The sequence below is a fragment of the Microbulbifer sp. CnH-101-G genome (genome assembly GCF_052466775.1).
In genome coordinates, this window is the sequence record NZ_CP174292.1 from 3,589,325 (window position 1) to 3,610,307 (window position 20,983).

At 48.0% G+C, this 20,983-nt stretch carries 22 protein-coding genes; 11 read left to right on the forward strand and 11 right to left on the reverse strand.

The features are described from left to right. Nucleotides 1-19 precede the first annotated feature (19 nt). The gene (locus tag ACJJID_RS15835) at nt 20-961 is read right to left on the reverse strand and encodes a DUF5996 family protein (RefSeq protein ID WP_444920309.1); all 942 of its coding nucleotides are present in this window, start codon (nt 959-961) and stop codon (nt 20-22) included. 457 nt (nt 962-1,418) lie between these two features. On the opposite strand from ACJJID_RS15835, the gene ACJJID_RS15840 reads away from it, so the two are divergent. Together ACJJID_RS15840 and ACJJID_RS15845 are read left to right on the forward strand one after the other, a co-directional pair. Next, a complete protein-coding gene (locus ACJJID_RS15840; protein WP_152455443.1) occupies nt 1,419-2,015 on the forward strand; it encodes a lipase family alpha/beta hydrolase in 597 nt (198 codons plus the stop codon). Nucleotides 2,016-2,097: 82 nt separating this feature from the next. Continuing rightward, complete coding sequence (locus tag ACJJID_RS15845) at nt 2,098-2,553, forward strand: phosphate-starvation-inducible PsiE family protein (protein ID WP_152455445.1); 456 nt, start codon at nt 2,098-2,100, stop codon at nt 2,551-2,553. 77 nt (nt 2,554-2,630) lie between these two features. Here ACJJID_RS15845 and ACJJID_RS15850 read toward each other — a convergent pair whose 3' ends face one another. The 6 genes from ACJJID_RS15850 to ACJJID_RS15875 all read right to left on the reverse strand — a co-directional run bounded on the left by ACJJID_RS15850 (nt 2,631) and on the right by ACJJID_RS15875 (nt 7,452). Beyond that, the gene (locus ACJJID_RS15850) at nt 2,631-3,392 is read right to left on the reverse strand and encodes a TerC family protein (RefSeq protein WP_444920310.1); all 762 of its coding nucleotides are present in this window, start codon (nt 3,390-3,392) and stop codon (nt 2,631-2,633) included. 154 nt (nt 3,393-3,546) lie between these two features. After that, nucleotides 3,547-3,933: an STAS/SEC14 domain-containing protein gene (locus ACJJID_RS15855; protein WP_444920311.1), complete on the reverse strand. Its 387-nt coding sequence runs from the start codon at nt 3,931-3,933 to the stop codon at nt 3,547-3,549. A 185-nt stretch (nt 3,934-4,118) separates the two neighbouring features. Further along, the gene (locus ACJJID_RS15860) at nt 4,119-4,433 is read right to left on the reverse strand and encodes a putative signal transducing protein (protein WP_444920312.1); all 315 of its coding nucleotides are present in this window, start codon (nt 4,431-4,433) and stop codon (nt 4,119-4,121) included. Between the two features lie 78 nt (nt 4,434-4,511). Next, nucleotides 4,512-4,910 carry a hypothetical protein gene (locus ACJJID_RS15865; RefSeq protein WP_444920313.1) on the reverse strand — a complete coding sequence of 133 codons (399 nt, stop codon included), beginning with the start codon at nt 4,908-4,910 and terminating at the stop codon, nt 4,512-4,514. A gap of 233 nt (nt 4,911-5,143) precedes the next feature. Continuing rightward, entirely contained in the window at nt 5,144-6,652 is a 1,509-nt protein-coding gene (locus ACJJID_RS15870) for an aldehyde dehydrogenase (RefSeq protein ID WP_444920314.1), read from the reverse strand. A gap of 137 nt (nt 6,653-6,789) precedes the next feature. Further along, on the reverse strand, nt 6,790-7,452 hold the full coding sequence (locus tag ACJJID_RS15875) for a fumarylacetoacetate hydrolase family protein (protein WP_444920315.1): 663 nt from the start codon (nt 7,450-7,452) through the stop codon (nt 6,790-6,792). A gap of 152 nt (nt 7,453-7,604) precedes the next feature. Here ACJJID_RS15875 and serA point away from each other — a divergent pair, with 152 nt between their 5' ends. The 6 genes from serA to ACJJID_RS15905 all read left to right on the forward strand — a co-directional run bounded on the left by serA (nt 7,605) and on the right by ACJJID_RS15905 (nt 13,784). After that, nucleotides 7,605-8,852: a phosphoglycerate dehydrogenase gene (gene serA, locus ACJJID_RS15880; protein WP_444920316.1), complete on the forward strand. Its 1,248-nt coding sequence runs from the start codon at nt 7,605-7,607 to the stop codon at nt 8,850-8,852. Between the two features lie 209 nt (nt 8,853-9,061). Beyond that, the gene (gene rarD, locus ACJJID_RS15885; protein ID WP_444920317.1) at nt 9,062-9,970 is read left to right on the forward strand and encodes an EamA family transporter RarD; all 909 of its coding nucleotides are present in this window, start codon (nt 9,062-9,064) and stop codon (nt 9,968-9,970) included. Nucleotides 9,971-10,044: 74 nt separating this feature from the next. Then, a complete protein-coding gene (locus tag ACJJID_RS15890; protein ID WP_444920318.1) occupies nt 10,045-11,121 on the forward strand; it encodes a sensor histidine kinase in 1,077 nt (358 codons plus the stop codon). Continuing rightward, nucleotides 11,118-11,900, forward strand: a complete 783-nt coding sequence (locus tag ACJJID_RS15895) for a LytR/AlgR family response regulator transcription factor (protein WP_444920319.1) — start codon at nt 11,118-11,120, stop codon at nt 11,898-11,900. Before ACJJID_RS15890 ends, ACJJID_RS15895 begins: the two co-directional genes overlap by 4 nt. A gap of 224 nt (nt 11,901-12,124) precedes the next feature. Then, the gene (locus ACJJID_RS15900; protein ID WP_444920320.1) at nt 12,125-13,309 is read left to right on the forward strand and encodes an MBL fold metallo-hydrolase; all 1,185 of its coding nucleotides are present in this window, start codon (nt 12,125-12,127) and stop codon (nt 13,307-13,309) included. 25 nt (nt 13,310-13,334) lie between these two features. Beyond that, nucleotides 13,335-13,784 carry a cupin domain-containing protein gene (locus ACJJID_RS15905; RefSeq protein WP_444920321.1) on the forward strand — a complete coding sequence of 150 codons (450 nt, stop codon included), beginning with the start codon at nt 13,335-13,337 and terminating at the stop codon, nt 13,782-13,784. A gap of 103 nt (nt 13,785-13,887) precedes the next feature. Here the strand turns inward: ACJJID_RS15905 and ACJJID_RS15910 are convergent, their stop codons facing one another. After that, nucleotides 13,888-14,268 (reverse strand): VOC family protein, encoded by a 381-nt coding sequence (locus ACJJID_RS15910; RefSeq protein WP_444920322.1) that lies wholly within the window; start codon nt 14,266-14,268, stop codon nt 13,888-13,890. Nucleotides 14,269-14,676: 408 nt separating this feature from the next. Between ACJJID_RS15910 and ACJJID_RS15915 the strand changes: the two genes are divergently transcribed. Continuing rightward, nucleotides 14,677-15,390 carry a DUF4386 domain-containing protein gene (locus ACJJID_RS15915; protein WP_444920323.1) on the forward strand — a complete coding sequence of 238 codons (714 nt, stop codon included), beginning with the start codon at nt 14,677-14,679 and terminating at the stop codon, nt 15,388-15,390. Nucleotides 15,391-15,404: 14 nt separating this feature from the next. Then, nucleotides 15,405-15,854 (forward strand): DUF6326 family protein, encoded by a 450-nt coding sequence (locus tag ACJJID_RS15920; protein ID WP_444920324.1) that lies wholly within the window; start codon nt 15,405-15,407, stop codon nt 15,852-15,854. A gap of 514 nt (nt 15,855-16,368) precedes the next feature. Here the strand turns inward: ACJJID_RS15920 and ACJJID_RS15925 are convergent. From ACJJID_RS15925 to ACJJID_RS15935, 3 genes are all read right to left on the reverse strand, one after another. Further along, nucleotides 16,369-17,349 (reverse strand): alpha/beta hydrolase, encoded by a 981-nt coding sequence (locus ACJJID_RS15925; RefSeq protein WP_444920325.1) that lies wholly within the window; start codon nt 17,347-17,349, stop codon nt 16,369-16,371. A 119-nt stretch (nt 17,350-17,468) separates the two neighbouring features. Beyond that, entirely contained in the window at nt 17,469-18,533 is a 1,065-nt protein-coding gene (gene fba, locus ACJJID_RS15930; protein WP_444920326.1) for a class II fructose-bisphosphate aldolase, read from the reverse strand. Nucleotides 18,534-18,620: 87 nt separating this feature from the next. Continuing rightward, nucleotides 18,621-19,784, reverse strand: coding sequence for a phosphoglycerate kinase (locus tag ACJJID_RS15935; RefSeq protein ID WP_444920327.1), 1,164 nt, complete (start codon nt 19,782-19,784; stop codon nt 18,621-18,623). 470 nt (nt 19,785-20,254) lie between these two features. Between ACJJID_RS15935 and ACJJID_RS15940 the strand changes: the two genes are divergently transcribed. Further along, the gene (locus ACJJID_RS15940; RefSeq protein ID WP_152455484.1) at nt 20,255-20,653 is read left to right on the forward strand and encodes a globin; all 399 of its coding nucleotides are present in this window, start codon (nt 20,255-20,257) and stop codon (nt 20,651-20,653) included. Nucleotides 20,654-20,983 lie beyond the last annotated feature (330 nt).

Genomic DNA, 20,983 nt, shown 5'->3' on the forward strand with positions numbered 1-20,983 from the left:
CTACTATAACGGCTTCTTTTTAGCTTCTAGGCAGCTGTTTCTCTAGAGCGGCCCGATCCCACTCACCAGTGTTCGCAGCAGCTTCATAGGTACTCTGCAAAAAAGTCATTAGTGTTTCATCTGGAGAGATAGATCTCCTAACCTCAGCATAGGGAAGGACAAACTCAGCCAACGCCTTGGAATAAAAAGCCGCATTCGGTTTAACCTGTTTATCTGCAAATTTCTCAGGTGCAGGATAGGCGTAAGAATAAAATGCCGCATCCTCAAAACCACCTCCACCCGGCCAAAATCCGGCACTACTGACTTCATGAGAGTATGCCTCTTGTGCAACCCAATCAGGGAAGTTTGGTACTCCACCGGGATGCAGAGGCGCCTCTCGGCCAGAAAATCGCGTAACCGCTAAGTCAAAACTCCCCCAAAAAAAATGTACAGGACTACACTTTCCTATAAAGCGAGAGCGGAACTCTTTGAAAACCCTATCTATTTGGACTAATGCTTGCCAGAAACGTGTGACAAATTCAGAATTATATTGGCAGTGCCCCATATCCTCTTCGAAAGGAGTCCCATTGGCAATTTCACTTGGCGTGGTATAAATATCAACAGAAAGGCCAAAATCTTTCATTACACTCATGACTTTCATATAAAAGTCTGCAACGCACATTGGCCTTAAAGGTATCTTCTGTTTTCCACCGTCGCTAATCAATATTATTAATTGATGGTCAAGAAGATCAAATTCAACTGAAAAAGCCCTTCCTCCATAAGGAATAAGAGAGCTATTCAACCCTCTTGCGGTAACATAAAACGGCACATGCCAGGAATGATTAGTCCAAGGTGACTGAACCAAACGAATCTTTCCAATAATCTGTGTCCACAGATGTAATGTCGCTGCTGTATCTGACCAATCTTGAAAGTGAAGCTCTGGCCAATCTGTGTTTTTTGAACGATTTAAAGGCGCTTTCATGCTCTACTCCAATTATTCATGTAATAAAACTCTCAAGGACACACTGTCTTCTATATAAACAGCTATAACACCTAGCTGGTCTTTATAAGCTGAATCAACAACTTCTTAGGGTTTGAGAGATTTTATCTAGCAGAATTCCTGGAAAGACCCTTAGAAATAGCGCTTATACCCCATGGTTAAAAGTATAAAAGCGTCACAAATTTATGAGTCCAGCAAAAGTGGACCCCATATGACAAAGAAAATAGCGACTTAAGAATGCAGATTAGACACATAAAGGTACTTCACCAATTCAGCAAATTCATTTCTCAAAGATTACACCCAAAATAACGTCACAGCGCCCAAGAACACCACTTCTTCACGTTGGTGAGTTGCGAACTACACTCTTTATCCAAGCTATTAAGTAACCAAATTGTTCTTACGCCACTCCAACTCAAAATAAACTAACACGCGTCAAACAATGCGCCAGAAAAGCCACACTGTTCTACTAATTCCTGGAATTTTTGATCGTGGTAATGCTCTCTTAAGAATGCAGCGCGCACTCGCTGAAACTGGCTTTGACGCCCATTATATTCATTTGCGCTACAACTCAGGCTGGCATGGCATGGAACATCTTTCGGCCCAGTTAATGGCAAAAATGGAAAAGATACTGAACGAAGAGGAGACCTGTACGCTGGTGGGATTCAGCATGGGAGGAATTGTCGCTCGTTATTATTTACAAGCCATGAGTGGTATTAGCAGAGTACATAAGTTTATATCTATTGCCTCCCCACACCACGGCAGCTATTGGGCAAACTTTCTGCCATACAAGGGTGGGCAGCAACTGCGTATCGGTAGTGACTTCCTGAATTCGCTGAACAGCTCGATGCACTTGTTAGAAGAAACCGATCCCGTCTCGATTTGGACCAAATACGATATCACAATAATGCCACACAGTAGTGCTCAACTGGGAGTAGGCATTTCTTATGAAGTTCCAGTCATCTTGCATCGGCTGATGCCAATGAGCAGCAAGGTTATTTCACTAATGAAAAATGAAGTGATAACCGGCATGAAATAGATATACAGGATACTTATGACATTGAAGAATAAGCATTTAAATTCAATTACAAAATACAGGGCATTGGCCTAGGGAGTCAATTATGGCTAATCCGGAGCAAGAGCCCAGCCAACCGGAAAGTGCTGTACACAATTATTATCGTAAATTTGAAAGTTTTATCGCCCTTCTGCTCACCTTTATTATTATTGTAATTGTTATAGTTGCTATCAGCCGATTAGCTTATTCCGTGTATTCCATGCTGCTAGTAGGCATGAAGGATCCTCTCGATCACAAAGTTTTCCAGACTATTTTTGGTGAAATTATTACTTTATTGATCGCACTGGAATTCAGTCACACTCTGCAATATGTAGTAACCAGACAGCAGAGTATTATTCAAACTACTGTCGTGGTTTTAATCGCCATACTAGCACTTGCACGTAAATTTATAATCCTGGATCTGGATAAGGTTAGCGCAGGGGAACTACTGGGACTTGCGGCTGCAACACTAGCCTTAGGTCTGACCTACCTGATCCTAAAAATCAAGAGAAATAACTATTAGATTTTATTAAGTAAAAATCGCCATATAATTGAGCGAAACGGAGCTTCACCGCTCGCCCAATTAATATTTATCATCAATTATTCGCTATTATCCCGCAAAGAATGATGTAACTGTACCGGTGCTGTCTTACTCTTTTTCTTACTACGCAGGCGCAAATTAAGCATTTCCACTGCCATTGAGAATGCCATGGCAAAATAGATGTAACCTTTGGGCACATGCACATCGAAGCCTTCCACGACCAAGGTCAAGCCCACCATAATCAGAAACGCCAACGCCAGAATTTTAACGGTGGGATGACGATCGACGAAGTCACCTATCGGTTTGGCAGCAACCAACATAACCATCACCGCCAAAACAATTGCGATCGCCATAATGGAGATTTCATCGACCAGCCCTACAGCGGTAATCACTGAATCGAGTGAGAATACGATATCGAGAATGGCAATCTGTAGGAGAACCATGCCAAAGCCGGCTGTCCCCAGAGTTGCGGCATCAGTCTCATCACCTTCCAGACTGTTATGAATCTCATGGGTGGCTTTACCGATCAGAAATAAACCGCCTCCGACCAAAATTATATCGCGCCCGGATATCTCCATAGAAAAAACACTAAATAGTGGCTCCACCAGCCCCATAATCCAGACAATAGAAAACAACAATGCCAGGCGTGTCACCATGGCAAGCGTCAGGCCGATAAAACGTGCAGGCTCTCTCTGCTTGGGTGGCAAGCGTCCCACGAGAATTGAAATGAAAATAATATTATCGATGCCCAGCACTATTTCCAACGCCGCCAACGTGGCCAAAGCAATCCAGGCTTCCGGGCTGGCTACCCACTCGAACATAAACAATTCCTTTCCTATTAGCTATTCTTATCAACCCCACCCAATATAAATGAGGTTAACAAATAAAAGTTTTATTTATTTTTTAAATAATTGACGCTCTCTTCACCTATAAAGTCAATAAATCTGCAAGGAAATGTGGCAATCAAAAACCACTCTACTTCTCCTCAAGCAACCAAACCATGGCATTTTCCTCTGAATCAAATACTTTGTATTCACCACCGATAAACCAGCTACCTACTTTACTGGCGATTTTCATCCAGCGTTTATCGGAGATAACGGCAATTCGGTTGAAATCGCGTCCGTGAGATAGGCCCAATTTCAAGTCATCCCAAGCAGCGCGAGGCTCCCAACCTTCTAACTCGCTGGCATCCATCAAACAATCTATTTTGGGGTTTTCCACTCCAGCAAGGGCAGAATTGAGCATGGGGACCATGGTTTTATAATCTTCATGAGTCAGCTTTCCGCGGGCCCGCAGTGTCAAAAAGAAATGATTTCCATGCTGCTCCAACCCAATAGAAACACCGTGAGGAAGATCGCTCATAGGTCATCCTGAAAATAAAAATAATGCTGGTTTTACTGTATGAACTGTGAATAAATTTATACAATTAAGAGCTAAAAGTTGGCAAGCTTCTTTCGATTAACGTTAGATTGCTTATTCTAATATGCCTTTATTTCAAGCAATAACTATTAACTGATTTCTATTTTTTCTGAAAATGATTTAGCGAACTAGTCTTCGCTGACAGCTGGCCTTGTCTTACCACATTGCCAACAATAATCGAATGCCGCCCCATTGTCTTCGCCACAATCGAGGCAGGACCATCCAATCTGTTCAGCCTCGGCATCTTGTAACAACTGGCACGCGTGTTCGTAATCTCGATCACGCTCAAGCCAAAGCTCCAGCCAGGCTTGGCTGGGCGCCAACTCCCCAGATGCTCCCTGCGCAAATTCATTCTTTAATTTGACCGCTATACCGGCAACTTCCAGGCGACTTTTTGCCAGCTCTACCAAGAGGCGGTTTTCATGGGTATAAATCAATTTCATAGCGTAAGAGGTCCTTTTCCAGACCCCCAGATTACCCACAACCAGTGGAACTAGCCAAACAAATATCTTCTACGGTTCTCACTGCTCTGCCGAAGCCGAGCAATCGACATGCCTGCAGTATTCATCATGGGGAACAGTGATAATTTCCAGGACATTTTCCACGGAATTGAGTGCATTCCGGCTATTGATAAGAACCCGCCCGGAGCGACTGGCAATATACTCGAGCACAGCCCTACCTCTGTTGCTTTTGTACATGGCTAAAAGCTGTCCCTTTTCCACCGCATCGCCATGGCTGACGAATACTTCCATCCAATTGCCAATCAGGCTGTGAACCTGTGTATTGCGTACGGCTTGTGCGTAGATTCGTTCCGCACTGACCAGCCCAGCAATCTCTCCAAACCTGGGGGCCTCCGCTGCCCGTAAAGTTGTTATTCCGCTTGCCGCCAGGATAACGATAAACAGGCAGATTTTTCTCAAGCTAAATCTCCTCAAACTGGTTTATTTCGCAACTCAAGCCCAAATAGGGCGCTATGTCGTCGAAGGCTTTTATAGAGGGCGATAACTTAGGTATAGCTGACTAGAAAAATCACGCCAGATAGAGCACCCAAGTGACAGTCAAAAGAGGGAACGAGAAAGTAAAATATAGATAAGGAGGGTCAAAAAAAGGGCCACAACTTGTGGCCCTTTTTCCAATCTATGCTATGGGGGGTCTAGTTTAGATCAATCCAGGTAGATTTCAGCTCGCAATACTTATCCAGGGCGTGCAGGGACTTGTCGCGGCCATTCCCTGACTGCTTAAAGCCGCCGAAGGGCACGGTGATATCCCCGCCAAAGTAATTGTTCACCCACACTGAACCCGCATAGATATCACGGGCCATCCGATGGGCACGGCCCAGGTTATTGGTCCAGATACCCGCCGCCAGGCCATAGATGGAGTCATTGGCGATAGCGAGCGCTTCCTCTTCGGTCTCGAACTCAATAACCGACAATACCGGGCCGAAGATCTCCTCCCTGGCGATCGTCATATCACCGGTCACATTGCGGAAAACGGTGGGCTCGTAATAGTAACCACCGGCTACTTCATCCACCGGCTTGCCACCACACACCAGTTGTGCGCCCTGTTCCAAACCCTTCGCTACATAGAACTCGACGGTGTCGAACTGGCTGCGATCAATCAGTGCGCCCATTGCAGTATTCGGGTCTTGTGGGTGACCAGGCTTAAAGCGCTCAGCGGCCTTGCTTACCTTTTGAATAAACTCGTTAGCAATACTCTTTTCCACCAACAGGCGCGAACCGGCGGTGCAAGTCTCTCCCTGGTTGTAGAAAATCGCCAATGCCGCGGCATCGGCAGCTTTATCCAGGTCTGCATCGGCAAAAACGATATTCGGGCTCTTTCCACCCAGCTCTAAGAATGTGCGCTTCAGGTTCGACTGGCCAGAGTACTCGGTGAGGGTCTTGCCCACTTCGGTGGAACCGGTGAAGGTGAGGCAGTCGATGTCCATATGCAGGCCCAATGCCTTGCCCAAGCTGCTGCCGGGACCCGGCAGCACATTCAGGACGCCATCGGGCAGGCCCGCCTCCTTGGCCAAGCCGGCCAATTTAATCGCTGTCAGCGGGGTATTAGAGGCTGGCTTAAGAATTACGCTGTTGCCGGTGGCCAGAGCCGGGCCCAGCTTCCAGGCGGTGGTGGACAGTGGGAAGTTCCAGGGGACAATCGCCGCCACCACCCCCAGAGGCATACGAGTGACCAGTCCTAACTCACCAGGGCCAGTAGGCGCCACCTCATCGTAGATTTTATCGATGGCCTCGCCGCTCCAGCGAATAGTGGTGGCCGCACCAGGGACATCTACGGCCATGGTGTCGCCGATAGGCTTGCCCGCATCCAGGCTTTCCAGCAGGGCAACTTCAACCTGGTGCTCTTCGATCAACTCGGCGAAGCGCACCAGGATTTTCTTGCGCTGCATCGGTGGCATTTTTGACCAGACACCGGACTCAAAGGTCTCCCGCGCCACACGCACAGCCAAGTCGGCATCCTGTGGGCCACAGCTGCTGATTTGCGCTAGCTCATCGCCATTGGCGGGGTTATAGGTGGCGCGGGTTTCCCCCGATAGGGCATCCACATACTCGCCATTGATAAAGGCACGGCCTTCGATCTTGAGAGAGGCCGCCAGGGCCTGCCACTCCTGCAGGTTTTGCGGGATGTTATTTTTTTCTTTCATGGCACACCTCGTCTGAGACTGTTAGTTTTTTCAGGTTATATCGAAAATGTGATCACAAATCAAAAGAATGATGGCACGGTGGGCTTTAAAGGGTACGAACCAAGGCGGCCGGATACGGGTCAGAGCCGCCCACGGAATTACACGACCGTCGTCTCCACCTGCAACCAATCATCCTGAAGCTGCATCATCAGCTTATCGCCGTGATGCAACTCACCGACACCCGCCGGCGTACCAGTCAGTACCACATCGCCGGGTTCCAGAGTGAAGAAGCTGCTGATATAAGCCACCAAATCTAAAATTGGAGTGAGCATATGCTCAGTTTTGCCGCGCTGACGCAGCTCGCCGTTTAGCCACAGAGAGTAACTGAGCTTGTCCCAATCCGGCAGCCAGTCCAGTTTGACAAAAGGAGAGAGTGGGCAGGAGTTATCGAAGCCCTTGGCCTTTTCCCAGGGGTGCCCGGCCTGCTTTAGCGTCGCTTGCAGATCGCGCAGGGTCAGGTCTAGTGAGAGTCCCAATCCAGCGATGGCGGGGGATACTTCCGTGGCATTGGCATTGCACAGTTTTTCACCCATTAGCAGTGCCAGTTCGCCCTCAAAGTGACAGCTGCCCCGCCCTGTGGGCAGATGAATAGGCTTGGCCATCTCTACCGCCGCAGTGGCAGGCTTGATAAACAGCAAAGGCTCTTCCGGCACCGGGTTATTCAGTTCCGCGGCGTGGTCGGCGTAGTTACGCCCCACACAGATAATCTTGCCCAGCTTGTAAGGAACTTCACTGCCACAAGTAAATTGGTGTTGGTACATAAATAAATAAGATAGTTAGGATAGAAATTTCGAATAAAGCGATATAAGCAGCATGTGCTATGATCGCGCCTTCGCCAGACTTCGGCACATCTATTAGAAGTGGCAAAGCACTTTTTACACCGCGTTATCCGCACTCAGTGAAGAGATAGTTTATGGCTCCGCACAATTCCGATCAAAAAAAGTCCCTGCAAAAAGACAAGATTCGCATCCTGCTGCTGGAAGGTGTACACCAGTCGGCGATCGACCTGCTGGCCTCGCGTGGCTACACCAATGTGGAGTACTTGAAAACTTCACTGCCCGAAGACCAATTGATCGAAAAGATCGCGGATGCCCACTTTATCGGTATTCGTTCACGCACTCAGTTGACCCGCAAGGTATTGGAAAATGCCACCAAACTGATTGCCGTCGGTTGTTTCTGTATTGGCACCAACCAGGTAGATCTGCAGGCGGCAACCGAGCTCGGTATCGCTGTATTTAACGCGCCCTATTCCAACACCCGCAGTGTGGCAGAGCTGATCATCGCCGAAACCATTTTTATGCTGCGTGGCATTCCCGAAAAAAATGCGGTGTGCCACCGTGGTGGCTGGCTCAAGTCCGCTGCCGGCTCCTTCGAAGCCCGCGGCAAGACCCTGGGTATTATCGGCTACGGCGCCATTGGTTCGCAGGTTTCGGTCATGGCGGAAGCCATCGGCATGCGGGTCAAATTTTACGATGTCATCACCAAGCTGCCGCTGGGTAATGCCAGCCAGGTGAGTTCCCTGGAAGAGTTACTACGCGAGTCCGATGTGGTTTCCCTGCATGTACCCGAGCTGCCCTCTACCAAGATGATGATAGGAAAAGAGCAGATAACGCAGATGAAACCCGGGGCGATTCTGTTGAATGCCTCCCGCGGTACCGTGGTGGATATTGAGGCTTTGGCGGAGGCCCTCAATAGCAAGCACCTGGCCGGCGCCGCTATCGATGTGTTCCCAGTAGAGCCCCGCGGCAATGACGACGAGTTTGTCTCACCACTGCGCGGTATCGACAACGCCCTGCTCACTCCCCATGTGGGTGGCTCCACCATGGAGGCGCAGGAGAATATCGGCACAGAGGTGGCGGAAAAGCTGGCGCACTACTCCGATAACGGCACCACCACCAGCTCTGTGAACTTCCCCGAGGTGGCACTGCCAGGGCATGCAGGTACCCACCGCCTGCTGCATATCCACAAAAACGTTCCAGGCGTTCTAAGCGCGATCAACCAGGTGTTCTCAGAAAATGCCATCAACATCTCCGCCCAGTACCTGCAGACTAACGAGACAGTGGGCTATGTGGTGATTGATGTGGATGCAGCCTACTCAGACCTGGCCCTGGAGAAGCTGAAGAATATTCCCGGCACCCTACGCTGCCGTGTATTGTTCTAATACGTTTTAAAGCCCCTTTGGACGGGTGTGCAGTCCCTCTGCCGCCCGTCTTTTAGCGCCTTCGGCTGGTCGATAAAAGGATTGATCCACCCTGGCGCTCACTTCTACAATAGCAACGCCTATTCTATCTCTGTTGGCTCAGTGCCACACGCAACCCCTCGCGTGCCCTGGCCCAAGCCGACATCATATTTTTCATAGCAGGTGTCCCCTTGCGTACTAACGATACCGCCACCACCGGTCTGCTCGCTGGCGTTGCCGCCTTCCTGATTTGGGGGCTGGCTCCGCTCTACTTCAACCAGCTGCAGGGCATCCCCGCGGCGGAAATCCTCGCCCACCGCAGTCTCTGGTCGCTGGCTCTGGCACTGCTGATTATGCTGCTTTTAGGCAAGCTGCCCACTCTCAAGGCCACGCTGCGCGATGGTAAAAAAGTCCGCACCCTCGCCCTCACCACCGCACTGATCGGTGGCAATTGGCTGGTCTTTATCTGGGCTATCAACAACGGCCACCTGCTGGAGAGCAGCCTCGGTTACTACATCAACCCGCTACTCAATATTGTCCTCGGCGTTTTGTTCCTTGGTGAAAAACTGCGACGGCTGCAATGGCTAGCGGTCGCACTTGCGGCCATGGGAATTATTCATGAACTTTGGCAGTTTGGGCGGGTGCCGGTAATTGCTCTATTCCTGGCGGGATCTTTCGCGCTCTATGGGCTTGCGCGCAAACGCGCCCCGGTAGAGAGCCTCACCGGCCTCGCCGTGGAAACCCTGTTTATGATGCCGGTAGCCCTGATCTACCTGTTCTTGAGCACAAGTCCCACAAGCAATCTGCTACATAACAACTGGGAGTTGAACGGCCTGCTGCTTTTAGCTGGCCCTATTACCTTAGTGCCACTGCTGCTATTTACCATCGCCGCACGGAGGCTCAATTTATCTACCCTCGGCTTCCTGCAATATATCGGGCCCTCGCTGATGCTGGTGGTTGCTACACAGGCATTCGGAGAGCCATTTAGCGAAGGCAAACTCACCACCTTTATGTTTGTATGGGTGGGCCTAGCGCTCTACTCCATTGATGCCCTGGCGCAAAGGCGCAAACTCCATTTACAGGGCAAGGCCACACTCTAAGGAATAGGCTCCTCTAAGCTTCAAATGCCCAAGTGTGTAAAAATGGCGGCTACCGAGAAGGATTAAATACCGTCATGCACCAGAGCTCTCAACGTTCAATTGACCTGCTGCCGCTACCCAGCCGGCAGCAGGTACTCACTGTACTGCTCGCTACACTGGTGTGGACCCTGCTGCTAGGGCTCTACTGGAAAGGCTCTTATCCAGAGCTGCTCGTTCGCACCTACAGCTCGGCATCGGCTGCGCTGTTGTTTTACTGCCTGTTGGAACATTGGCCAAAGAAATTACCGCAATCATTACCTCGCTGGGTCCTTCAGGTTGGTGGCGTAGCTCTATCCATCCCCATGGCCTTACTGATGGTCTATGTGGGCACAACAAAAGAAGGTGAGCCCTCCTTTTGGCAAAACCACGACCAGCACCTGGGGTTTCTTGTCATTATGGTAAGCGGCATACTGTTTGCCCCCTGGATCGCCATGTCCGCCCTGTTACGCCAGCGGGATGAAATAGTACGTAAGCAGGCCAGGCAATTTGAACGTGAACGGGGTGCCCTGGAGCGGCAGGCACTCGATAGTCGTTTGCGATTGTTACAGTCCCAGGTAACGCCGCACTTTCTTTTTAATACACTTGCCAATGTGCGCGAGCTGGTGGATTCCGCCTCTCCGCAGGCACCAGCATTGCTCGACAGTCTGATCACCTACTTACGAGCGAGCATTCCACAGCTGGATTCAGCCCAAAGTACTCTTGGCCAAGAGTTGTCCCTAGTAGAAGCTTACCTAGCTCTGATGCAAATGCGCATGCCTGATCGCCTGCAGTTTTCCATAGATGCCGATGAAAAGGTTCACTCACTACCCTGCCCCCCCTTGGCTTTATTGACACTTGTTGAAAATGCCGTGCGCCACGGCATAGACCCCAGTGAAATAGGTGGAGAAATAAAAGTCTGTGCACTCCTACACAAAGGTATATGCCGGGTACAAGTTCAAGATACCGGTGTTGGTTTACAGGGGTTAACCAGCGGGATGGGAACAGGTCTTTCAACATTGCGAGAACGTTTACGCCTTACTTTTGGAGAAGCAGCTTCGCTGGAGGTGTCCGCCCAACAACCTCACGGGCTACTCGCAGAAATTCTCTACCCTATCCCCGAGGAGCACCGATGACACTGTGCACTGTTACTGCCCTAGTCGCTGATGATGAGCCTCTACTCCGTCAGGCCCTTATTCGTAAACTTGCCGCTCATTGGCCTGAATTAAAAGTTGTAGCAGAGGCACGCAATGGCCGAGAAGCCATAGAGCTGTTTGAACTCCACCAGCCGGATATTTGCTTTCTCGATATCCAGATGCCCGGTATTACCGGTATTGAAGCCGCACAAGAGATAGGTCGCCGCGCTCATTTGATCTTTATTACCGCCTACGATCAATATGCCGTGAAAGCCTTCCAGCAAGGGGCCCTGGATTATCTGGTTAAACCAGTAGAAAATGAACGGCTAGCCGATACCGTGTCTCGCCTGCAAGAACGTTTGCAAATGGAAAAACCCATAAGCAATACACAGATCTCTCTGGAACAACTAGCTGAGCAACTTAGCAAACCGCATGTAAAATCTCACTTACGCTGGATTAAAGCCTCGGTTGGTAACACACTGCGTTTGATCTCAGTGGATGATATCCACTATTTACGATCCGATGAAAAATATACGCTGATAGCATGGAGTGAAAGGGGAGAGAAGATTTCTGAAGTACTAATTAGAACTCCCTTGAAAGATCTGATTGACCAGCTGGATCCACAACTCTTCACACAAGTACATCGCTCAGTGGTAGTAAATTTAAATGCTATACAGCATGTAATTCGCGACGGAGACACTGCGCAAATTCACCTGAAGTCCTGCAAAGAAGTCCTTCCTGTCAGCCGGCGATATATACACCTGTTTAAACAGATGTAATTGAGAAAGCATAAGAGCCCCACTACTCTCTAATAAACACTTCTCAACTGTAAATACAGCATTCTTAGAGTTAACTCCAGAAAGCAGCGCCTATTAAATAAGTCCAGGCCACATCATCGCCCCTAGTAATTTCCTATGCATCTTTATCCGTTTAAGAGTTATAAAGCGTCTTAAATATTGATACGAAAAAACCTGATGGAAGTTTTACAAATCCGGGCTTACTCTTGGATGAATCAAAACACACAGGCTGGCTAAAAATGCCAAAATTACGCATAGCAGCTTTCTTTACTACTCTCGCCCTGTTAATCCTCTCGAATCATCTGGGGGCAGAGCAACCTGAATCTCTTCGACATTACCCCCCCTATGTGGAAGATGATGGCAAGATGCATATCTATTTTTGTGGCACCGGAACTCCCGATCCGGCCTATCAATGGTTGCAACACCCCGCCTGTGTAGCAATACGCAGTAGTGGAAAGCTTTTCCTTGTAGATGCGGGCGAAGGTGCGACAGCGCGCATCGGACAGCTGGATCTTAACTTGGCACAAGTAGATCCCATATTTATTACTCACTGGCACTCCGATCACTTTGGTGGCTTGGCAATGGTGATCAATGAGTCCTGGTTTGTAGGCGCTAATAAGCCGATTAACGTCTATGGGCCCTATGGCATTTTTAATATTATGGAAGGAATAAAAAAGAGTTTTGGGCCTGATATTCTCTATAGATCTGCCAATAGACAGGGAATTCTCGATCCCGTTTTAGCTGTTGCCACTCCACATCTTATCAATATTGCTGGTGAACAGTCGGAAGTCATCCAGAAAGTCTGGAATCATGGAGACACAACAGTATCTGTCTTCGCTGTGAATCATGAACCCGTATTTCCAGCATTTGGTTATGAAATACGCTTTGGCCCCTGTAAAGTTATTATCACCGGAGATACTCATGTATTCGATGGTTTGGAAAATATTGAACGCGACGCCGATCTATTAATTTCTGAAGCTCTCAGCTATGTCCAATACATTAGTAAGCTCAAACAAACCGGAAATAATCGTAGAGCACGACTTCGCTATGAGAAAGCAAACCAAATCATTCACTATCACTCCAACACGTTGGATATTGCCAAAATGGCAACTAAAGCGGGAGTAAAATCTGTTGCCCTGACTCACCTTATTCCGCCCCCGGTAACGGAAGCCGATAAAAAGGGATTTGTTGCCGGCATGAGTCAATACTATTCAGGTCCCATTCGAGTGATGGACGACCTTGATGAAATAATACTCTCCGATAGTGGGCGCGGGCAATGTAGTGTGGAATATCCATCAGACAGTAAGAATAGAAAAATTAGCCAGAATTCCACAAATAAGAAAGAGATACAAAAAAAGCAATCACCAGAAGATAGAAACTCTAAACTCTAGTCAGCAAATTATATGGGAGTTCCCTATGAAGTGTCTTCAAACTATGATACTTGTATCCGCCTGTCTAACACTTCCCGTAAGCACCATGGGCGAGGTAGACATTGGTGATGTAACGTTCGAAAAATTAGTAGCTTCGACTAAAGACTGGGAGGGGCATAAACTTCCAGAAATGAAACCTGGTCAACAAGAGCTAACTATTGTTCGCGTAACAATCCCCCCCGGTAAACAAATGCCAGTACACAAACATCCTGTTTTAAACGGTGTGTATATTGAAAATGGCACATTGACCATTGTTCTTCCAGGACAAAAAGAAACACTAACTCTCGGAGAGGGAAAAGCATTTATTGAAGTCACCAATAAATGGCATTATGGACGTAATGATGGTAAAGAACCGGTAACTATCATTCTTTTCTACTCTGGACCAGAAGGGGAGCCAACAACTATTTTCAAAAACCCAGAGGAGAAAATAAATTAAGGCATACAAAAAAATTTAATTGATTTTTACATAAGCCTGCTTTGTAAACATACCAAGAACAGCCAGCACACTTAAGGCTGGCTATTCTATCAAAACAGCAACTTTACCCTACTCGATGTAAGGCACAAATCTTATTGCCATCAGGATCACGCAAATAGGCAATATACAATTTACCAGCAACACCCTCACGTATTCCCGGAGGGTCTTCACAAGCAACTCCGCCGCTGGCAAGGCCTGCCTGATGCCAAGCATCAGTTTCCTCAATACTCTTCGCACTAAAACCAATGGTGCCGCCATTGGCATGAGTAGCCTCTTCCCCATCTATAGGCTTAGAAATTGCAAAGACACCTGTTTTGGTGAAGTAAAAGCAACGACCCTTCTCATCAATAACACCAGGCTCATAGCCTAAGGCACCTAAAGTAGCATCATAAAATGCTTTAGACCGATGAATATCATTAGCACCAACCATAATATGGCTAAACATTACTTCCTCCTGCTCAATAGTAAATGACAAAGCAACCAGTCAATACATCTTCACACCGGATCGCCTAAGTAGCAATAACAGAATCTCTTGTCCCCTATCTTCTACGGTATGGCCAGCACCTAATTTGACTACATTTTGGCCAACACTTTATCCCAGCATACCGCCATTCATCCCTCCCATTAAGCGTCTCATCAATTTCTAGATAGAAACAGTTATAAGGCGAACATAAACTCTTATACATAAGAAGCCACAGAGGATAAATAATAGTCAACCATCAGAATATGATTTTCACATTGTAAATTAAATGACCAAAACTAATATCAGCTGCTATAAGCCAACTGAAATTATGCAAAGATCACACCGTAATAGTCTATGCATGGAACTCAAATAATTTCTTAGGAGCATAAAATGACCCAAAGAGAGTATGCCAGACTTTCTGGACTTGTATACTTATTAGCTGTTCTAACTGGCATGTTTGCTCTAATGTATGCTCCTTCTCAAATTCCGATAGTATGGGAGAGCGCACCAGCAACTGTCAGCAATATCCTGAAGCAGGAATTCTTTTATAGACTAGGGATTTTGAGCGAGATACTTTGCTATATATTCTTTTTAATATTGCCAATAATTTTATATCGTCTACTGAAAACAGTAAATAGAAACATTGCCTTAATAATGGCTGTACTGGCCATAAGCAGTGTTCCATTTTCCCTCTTCAATGTTATCAACAAAATTGACGCGCTCACCCTATTGAGCGGAGCACAATATCTCAACGCCTTCGTACAAGAACAAATATATGCACAAGTATTGCTACTCTTAAAATCATACAGCAATGGAATTCAAGTCATCCAAATACTTTGGGGCCTCTGGCTATTTCCTTTTGGATACCTGGTTTATAAATCAAATTTACTACCGAAAGTATTTGGCCTGCTATTAATGGCTGGTTGTTTTGGTTATTTAATAAAATTCTTTGGAATCCTACTCTTCCCAGAAACTGAAATTCCAGGATTTGTAAGAATTCCTGCATCTCTAGGTGAAATTGGAACCTGCCTATGGCTTTTACTCATGGGAGTTAGAGCGCAAGAAATAGAAACCAACTCAAACAAAGAAATAGTCGAACATTAAGTCTAGGAGATATCATGAGCAACAAAAAAGAAACAAGAAAAATAACAGACAGGTTAGCTGAACCTTATGTCAATGTGAAAATTAAAATATCTGCATTGTGGGCTTCAGTAGTGTTTTGTTACATATACGGTGACTTCTTTGGGTTATTCAGGACAGGAAAAATTGAGAGAATTATAGATGGCTACGGTCCATTCGGTACGGTTACGCAAGGCTCACTACTGTCAGTGGCGATAATAACATCAATTCCATGTGTCATGGTTGCACTATCTTTAATGTTAAAACCGAATATTTCCCGATGGCTTAATATAATTGCTGCCACAATATTCATTATATTCTTAGGTGCCACAATGCTCATATCATCATGGTATTTCTATTTTTATCTGGGCTTTATTGAAATACTCCTAAAGCTAATGATTATTTGGCTGGCATGGCAGTGGCCTCTAGAAGACCATAAAGACACATAGAAAACATTAAAGAGCGCAGCAACAATAAAACCCCGCACTCACATACGATCATTTACCATATAATTCTAGTGTGAGTGCAACACAATAAATATAAACCCACCCAAACCTAACACATAAACATTCCTATGATAAAGATGCAAAACTCCAACCCGAACATTTATATTTTCTTCATACTTCCCTAAAGCCTGCTAAGAAATTTTAGCCAAAACTAATTTGAAATATTCTCCATATTTCCACCATGATTAAGTACTTTACCTATCGCAAACATAGTTACTTTTACTCGGAAGTTGTAAAGCTCACCAACATCATATTCCACTGCGAATATTTTGGAACTTATCAAATTTGGTAATATGGCCCAGAGAAACTCGATTTTTATAAATTAATGCTGGTCATTGTGACTACTAGCTAAATCAAAAGAACTATCCAAACCACTATAAAGCCTCTTTATTCATAGTGTGAGAAGACCAGTGGAAAATCTGCATAAATAAAATGGAGAATAAGAGGCTCACATAGCTTATCTATTCAACCAGTCATCCATAGCGGCCAGTATCTGATGCCTATAGGGCTGGGTTTCATTGATCATCTGGTGACGGGCACCGCGAATCAATACTCGATGACAGTGTGGAAAACGATCGCGGATTGCGCGCATATCATAGCGCCAATCGACAGTGGCATCACCGGTACCCTGAACAACCAAAATTTTTCGGGGATTACGCGCAGTTTTAGGGAAGGTCTTGATCCAATCTACCATGGCGCCGAGCCAGCACATGGAAATTACTCTGGATTGCAGGGGATCACGCAAGGCCTGGCGCCGGGAAAACTCGGCATCGTGGGTATTAATAGTGAACTTGCGGCTGGGTTCGTTAATAAACAACCGCCCCAGATAGTACTTCCATTTCACTATGTGCCAGTTGGCCGGTCGCACCAGAGGAGCCAATAAAAAAACCTTATCCAACGGTTGCCGGCGACTGTACTGCAAATGCGCCAGTAATGCCGCCCCACCAGTGCTTTGCCCCAGGGCATGCCAGGGTTTGGGCAGCTTGTCTTCAGCGATGGATAAAAGACGGTCAAACACTTGGCGATATTGCAGGAAAGTCTGGATAGCAACTCGCTCGCCACTGGAGAGGCCATGGCCGGGAAAATCGAAAATTACCACATTGAGATTACGCTCGAGACCGAAGCGAATTGCGGGGCCATAAATACCAGTATGATCGAAATAACCATGACAGATAAACAGCGTACCGCGAGGTTTTTCTACCAACCAATACTGGGAAACCAACTCAAAACCCGCCGCTGTAAAAGTGCCAACGCCCGTTTTATAAGAGAGAGGAAAATGTAAATCGTAAAAATTCCGATAATCCTGCATTTCAGTCAACAGCGGTGCCGTATCATTGGCAAAGTCGAGCTGCGGCAACTTTTGCCGTAAAGCCGAATAGTCCGGGCGTTGGGTTACCGGGCTGCTTTCGTAAACGCTGATGTCTTGCAAGGTTTCCATTGAACCAATGGTACTGCATTTTTGCCAGGGAGGAAGAGGCTGGATGAGTGAACAGTGACTTATCTATTAAAAAGGCGGGCACAATGCCCGCCTTTCCTACCTACAAAAGAAGTAAGCGCTTACTTAATTTGCGGTTCCAGCTCTCCAGCTGCATAACGCTGGCTCATAGCATCGAGGCTAAGTGGGCGAATCTTGCTGGCTTGACCGGCGGTGCCAAAGGCCTCGTAACGCGCAACACAGATTTCCTTCATCGCCTGCAAAGCAGCTTTGTAGAATTTGCGCGGATCGAACTCAGAAGGGTTCTCTGCCAGGAAGCGACGAGTGGCGCCGGTGGAGGCGAGACGCAGGTCAGTATCGATATTGACCTTGCGCACGCCGTGTTTGATACCTTCGCAAATCTGCTCAACCGGCACACCGTAGGTTTCAGGGATTTCACCACCGAATTCATTGATTACCGCCAGCCACTCCTGAGGCACAGAAGAAGAGCCATGCATTACCAGGTGGGTACCTGGGATACGCGCATGGATTTCCTTGATACGGTCAATAGCGAGGATGTCGCCAGTGGGCGGACGGGTAAACTTATAGGCACCGTGGCTGGTTCCACAGGCAATTGCCAGGGCATCTACCTTGGTTTTCTGTACGAAGTCAGCGGCTTCTTCCGGATCGGTCAACAGCTGATCGTGAGACAGCTTGCCCTCTGCACCAACACCGTCCTCTTCGCCGGCCATGCCGGTCTCCAGGGAGCCCAGGCAGCCCAGCTCACCCTCAACAGAAACACCACAGGCGTGGGCCATATCCACCGAACGCTGGGTAACATCCACATTGTATTCGTAGGAAGCCGGAGTTTTACCGTCCTCACGCAGGGAGCCGTCCATCATCACGGAGCTGAAACCCAGCTGAATGGAGCGCTGGCACACTGCCGGGCTAGTGCCGTGATCCTGGTGCATAACCACTGGAATTTCCGGGAATTCCTCGATAGCGGCCAGGATCAGATGGCGCAGGAAGGGCGCACCTGCGTATTTGCGCGCTCCGGCGGAAGCCTGCACGATTACTGGGGAGTCGGTTTCCTTAGCCGCCTCCATAATCGCGCGCATCTGCTCCAGATTGTTTACGTTAAAGGCCGGTACGCCGTAACCATGCTCCGCGGCATGGTCCAGCAATTGGCGCAGGCTGATAAGAGCCATAATAAATTCCTTTCTCGTCTACTCGTCGTATTTGTAATTTTTTGCTTTTATCGCACTCCGCGCTAAGCGGAGTGCATTATTGTGTGCTCAGTCTTCGGCGCGGGATTCAAGGATCGCCACTGCAGGCAGTTTCTTGCCTTCCACATATTCCAGGAAGGCGCCGCCGCCAGTGGAAATATAGGACACTTTGTCGGCAATACCGTATTTATCCACAGCCGCGAGGGTGTCACCACCACCGGCGATAGAGAAAGCATCGCTATTGGCAATAGCCTTGGAAAGATGCTCGGTGCCAGCACCAAACTGATCGAATTCGAATACCCCTACAGGGCCATTCCAAATAATGGTCTTGGCGCCTTTGAGAATCTCTGCCAGTTTTGCAGAAGACTCTGGACCAATATCAAAAATCATATCGTCCTCAGACACAGCATCGGCGGCTTTAGTTTCCGCTGCGGCTGTCTCGCTGAATTCCTTACCGGTGACGACGTCGACGGGTACAGGAATATCGCATTGCTGCATCAGACTCTTGGCGGTATCCACCAGGTCATGCTCACACAGAGACTTGCCCACCGGTTTACCGCTCGCGGCGAGGAAAGTATTGGCGATACCACCACCCACAATCAGCTGATCCACTTTATCCGCCAAGCTCTCCAGCACGGTGAGTTTGGTAGAGACTTTAGAGCCACCCACAATCGCTACCAGTGGGCGGGCAGGTTCTGCCAGGGCTTTCTCCAGGGCATCCAGTTCTGCTGCCAGCAGAGGACCGGCACAGGCAAGAGGGGCAAACTTGGCCACACCGTGCGTGGAAGCCTGGGCTCGGTGTGCGGTGCCAAAAGCATCCATTACGAATATGTCGCACAGTGCCGCATAGGCCTTAGCCAGGTCTTCGCTGTCTTTTTTCTCGCCAGCATTGAAGCGCACGTTCTCCAGTAACGCCACCTCGCCATCGGCTAGCTCGACGCCATTGCGCCACTCCTTGATTAGGGCCACTTCGCGACCAAGCAGTTCGCCCAGATGCGCCGCTACCGGAGCCAGGGAGAATTCCTCTGCATACTCACCCTCTGTAGGGCGACCCAGGTGAGACATCAGCAGCACTTTGGCTCCAGCATCAATGGCGGCCTGGATAGTGGGGAGCGCCGCGCGAATACGGGCATCAGAAGTGACCCGGCCATCTTTTACCGGTACATTCAGGTCCTCGCGAATTAGTAGGCGCTTACCCGCAAGCTCCAGATCTGCCATCAATTTGACCGCCATTCACCAATCCTCTTCTACTTCGATTAACTGAAAATGTGGGCGCGGAGTATATCAACTGCGCCGCACCGCTGCCGACAGGAAAACAAGGAAAAACATGGCAGATTCACTCATAAGACCGGAAAAGGCAGGGATTCCCCTAGAGACTGTTTGTCCAAAGCACTGCCAGACACCAAACGCCAAACCTGAAACCCCATCCATATAAGCCAGCTACACATGCGCCTCGACGTTTTTGGTGGGAAACTTGTACCAAGTACTCAATAAACAGATATAGCTTCAGGTACAGGCTCTGTCCCTGCTGCCAGTATGCGGTCCTCAAATGCTCCAATTTCGCACTGTAACCTGTTGATACGAAAGTTCTTTTCGCTCAAAAGCCACGCCGCTAGAATTCCCGCCCCCTTCAAAAGCACAATGAAACAGGACCCGGCGTATGCCTCAGTAGCGGCGGGTGCACATAAGGAGATTAATTACCGATGGAACAATCCGACAGCGATATGGTTTTTCAAAGTTACGGGCGCTGCTGTAACAATGAGGAATTCTTTAAGGATTTTTATGATCGCTTTATGGGCAGCTCTGCAGATATTCGTAACCTGTTTGCCAATACGGATATGAAGGCTCAGCGCCACCTACTGCGCAACGGCATCATGCAGCTGGTGCTATACGCCCGCGGCATGTCCGATACCAAGCTGCGCGCCCTGGGTAAAAGCCACGACCGAACTGGATACAATATTCGTCCCGAATGGTACCGCCTGTGGCTGGATGCGCTTATAGCCACCCTGCGCCAGCATGACAGTGAGTTTTCTCCAGAAATTGAAGCCGCCTGGAACCGTGCCATCACGCCGGGAATCGATATTATTCGCCAAGCCTACTAAGCCGCCAGGCTATAGAGAGCTATCTGAAGAGGGAGCCATCTGCGCGTAAACCAACGTGTTTGCCAGACGCTCCCTCGCCCGCTATAAAACCCAGCATTTCCGCTAGAGTATTTGAGAATCTTTAACGGCTTACAATAGACCTATCGCCTGAGCCTTTAATTGTGTCGCACAGGTAGCCTTGCCATAAACTAGCCACCCTAAGAAAGCGACCGTTGATTTATTTTTTCAAAATAATTTAATCATCAGCAGCCCTAGCTAGCGATAGAGCCTTTATTACCAGTTACTCGAAAGCTCCTTAAACACGAGTATTAAATAATTCGACAAGGAAAT

What these genes read in the sequence shown, in the direction of transcription:
- ACJJID_RS15835 (WP_444920309.1), bottom strand. Translation starts at nt 961, where the DNA reads ATGAAAGCGCCTTTAAATCGTTCAAAAAACACAGATTGGCCAGAGCTT.
- ACJJID_RS15840 (WP_152455443.1), top strand. Translation starts at nt 1,419, where the DNA reads ATGCGCCAGAAAAGCCACACTGTTCTACTAATTCCTGGAATTTTTGAT.
- ACJJID_RS15845 (WP_152455445.1), top strand. Translation starts at nt 2,098, where the DNA reads ATGGCTAATCCGGAGCAAGAGCCCAGCCAACCGGAAAGTGCTGTACAC.
- ACJJID_RS15850 (WP_444920310.1), bottom strand. Translation starts at nt 3,392, where the DNA reads ATGTTCGAGTGGGTAGCCAGCCCGGAAGCCTGGATTGCTTTGGCCACG.
- ACJJID_RS15855 (WP_444920311.1), bottom strand. Translation starts at nt 3,933, where the DNA reads ATGAGCGATCTTCCTCACGGTGTTTCTATTGGGTTGGAGCAGCATGGA.
- ACJJID_RS15860 (WP_444920312.1), bottom strand. Translation starts at nt 4,433, where the DNA reads ATGAAATTGATTTATACCCATGAAAACCGCCTCTTGGTAGAGCTGGCA.
- ACJJID_RS15870 (WP_444920314.1), bottom strand. Translation starts at nt 6,652, where the DNA reads ATGAAAGAAAAAAATAACATCCCGCAAAACCTGCAGGAGTGGCAGGCC.
- ACJJID_RS15875 (WP_444920315.1), bottom strand. Translation starts at nt 7,452, where the DNA reads ATGTACCAACACCAATTTACTTGTGGCAGTGAAGTTCCTTACAAGCTG.
- serA (WP_444920316.1), top strand. Translation starts at nt 7,605, where the DNA reads ATGGCTCCGCACAATTCCGATCAAAAAAAGTCCCTGCAAAAAGACAAG.
- ACJJID_RS15890 (WP_444920318.1), top strand. Translation starts at nt 10,045, where the DNA reads ATGCACCAGAGCTCTCAACGTTCAATTGACCTGCTGCCGCTACCCAGC.
- ACJJID_RS15895 (WP_444920319.1), top strand. Translation starts at nt 11,118, where the DNA reads ATGACACTGTGCACTGTTACTGCCCTAGTCGCTGATGATGAGCCTCTA.
- ACJJID_RS15905 (WP_444920321.1), top strand. Translation starts at nt 13,335, where the DNA reads ATGAAGTGTCTTCAAACTATGATACTTGTATCCGCCTGTCTAACACTT.
- ACJJID_RS15910 (WP_444920322.1), bottom strand. Translation starts at nt 14,268, where the DNA reads ATGTTTAGCCATATTATGGTTGGTGCTAATGATATTCATCGGTCTAAA.
- ACJJID_RS15915 (WP_444920323.1), top strand. Translation starts at nt 14,677, where the DNA reads ATGACCCAAAGAGAGTATGCCAGACTTTCTGGACTTGTATACTTATTA.
- ACJJID_RS15920 (WP_444920324.1), top strand. Translation starts at nt 15,405, where the DNA reads ATGAGCAACAAAAAAGAAACAAGAAAAATAACAGACAGGTTAGCTGAA.
- ACJJID_RS15925 (WP_444920325.1), bottom strand. Translation starts at nt 17,349, where the DNA reads ATGGAAACCTTGCAAGACATCAGCGTTTACGAAAGCAGCCCGGTAACC.
- fba (WP_444920326.1), bottom strand. Translation starts at nt 18,533, where the DNA reads ATGGCTCTTATCAGCCTGCGCCAATTGCTGGACCATGCCGCGGAGCAT.
- ACJJID_RS15935 (WP_444920327.1), bottom strand. Translation starts at nt 19,784, where the DNA reads ATGGCGGTCAAATTGATGGCAGATCTGGAGCTTGCGGGTAAGCGCCTA.
- ACJJID_RS15940 (WP_152455484.1), top strand. Translation starts at nt 20,255, where the DNA reads ATGGAACAATCCGACAGCGATATGGTTTTTCAAAGTTACGGGCGCTGC.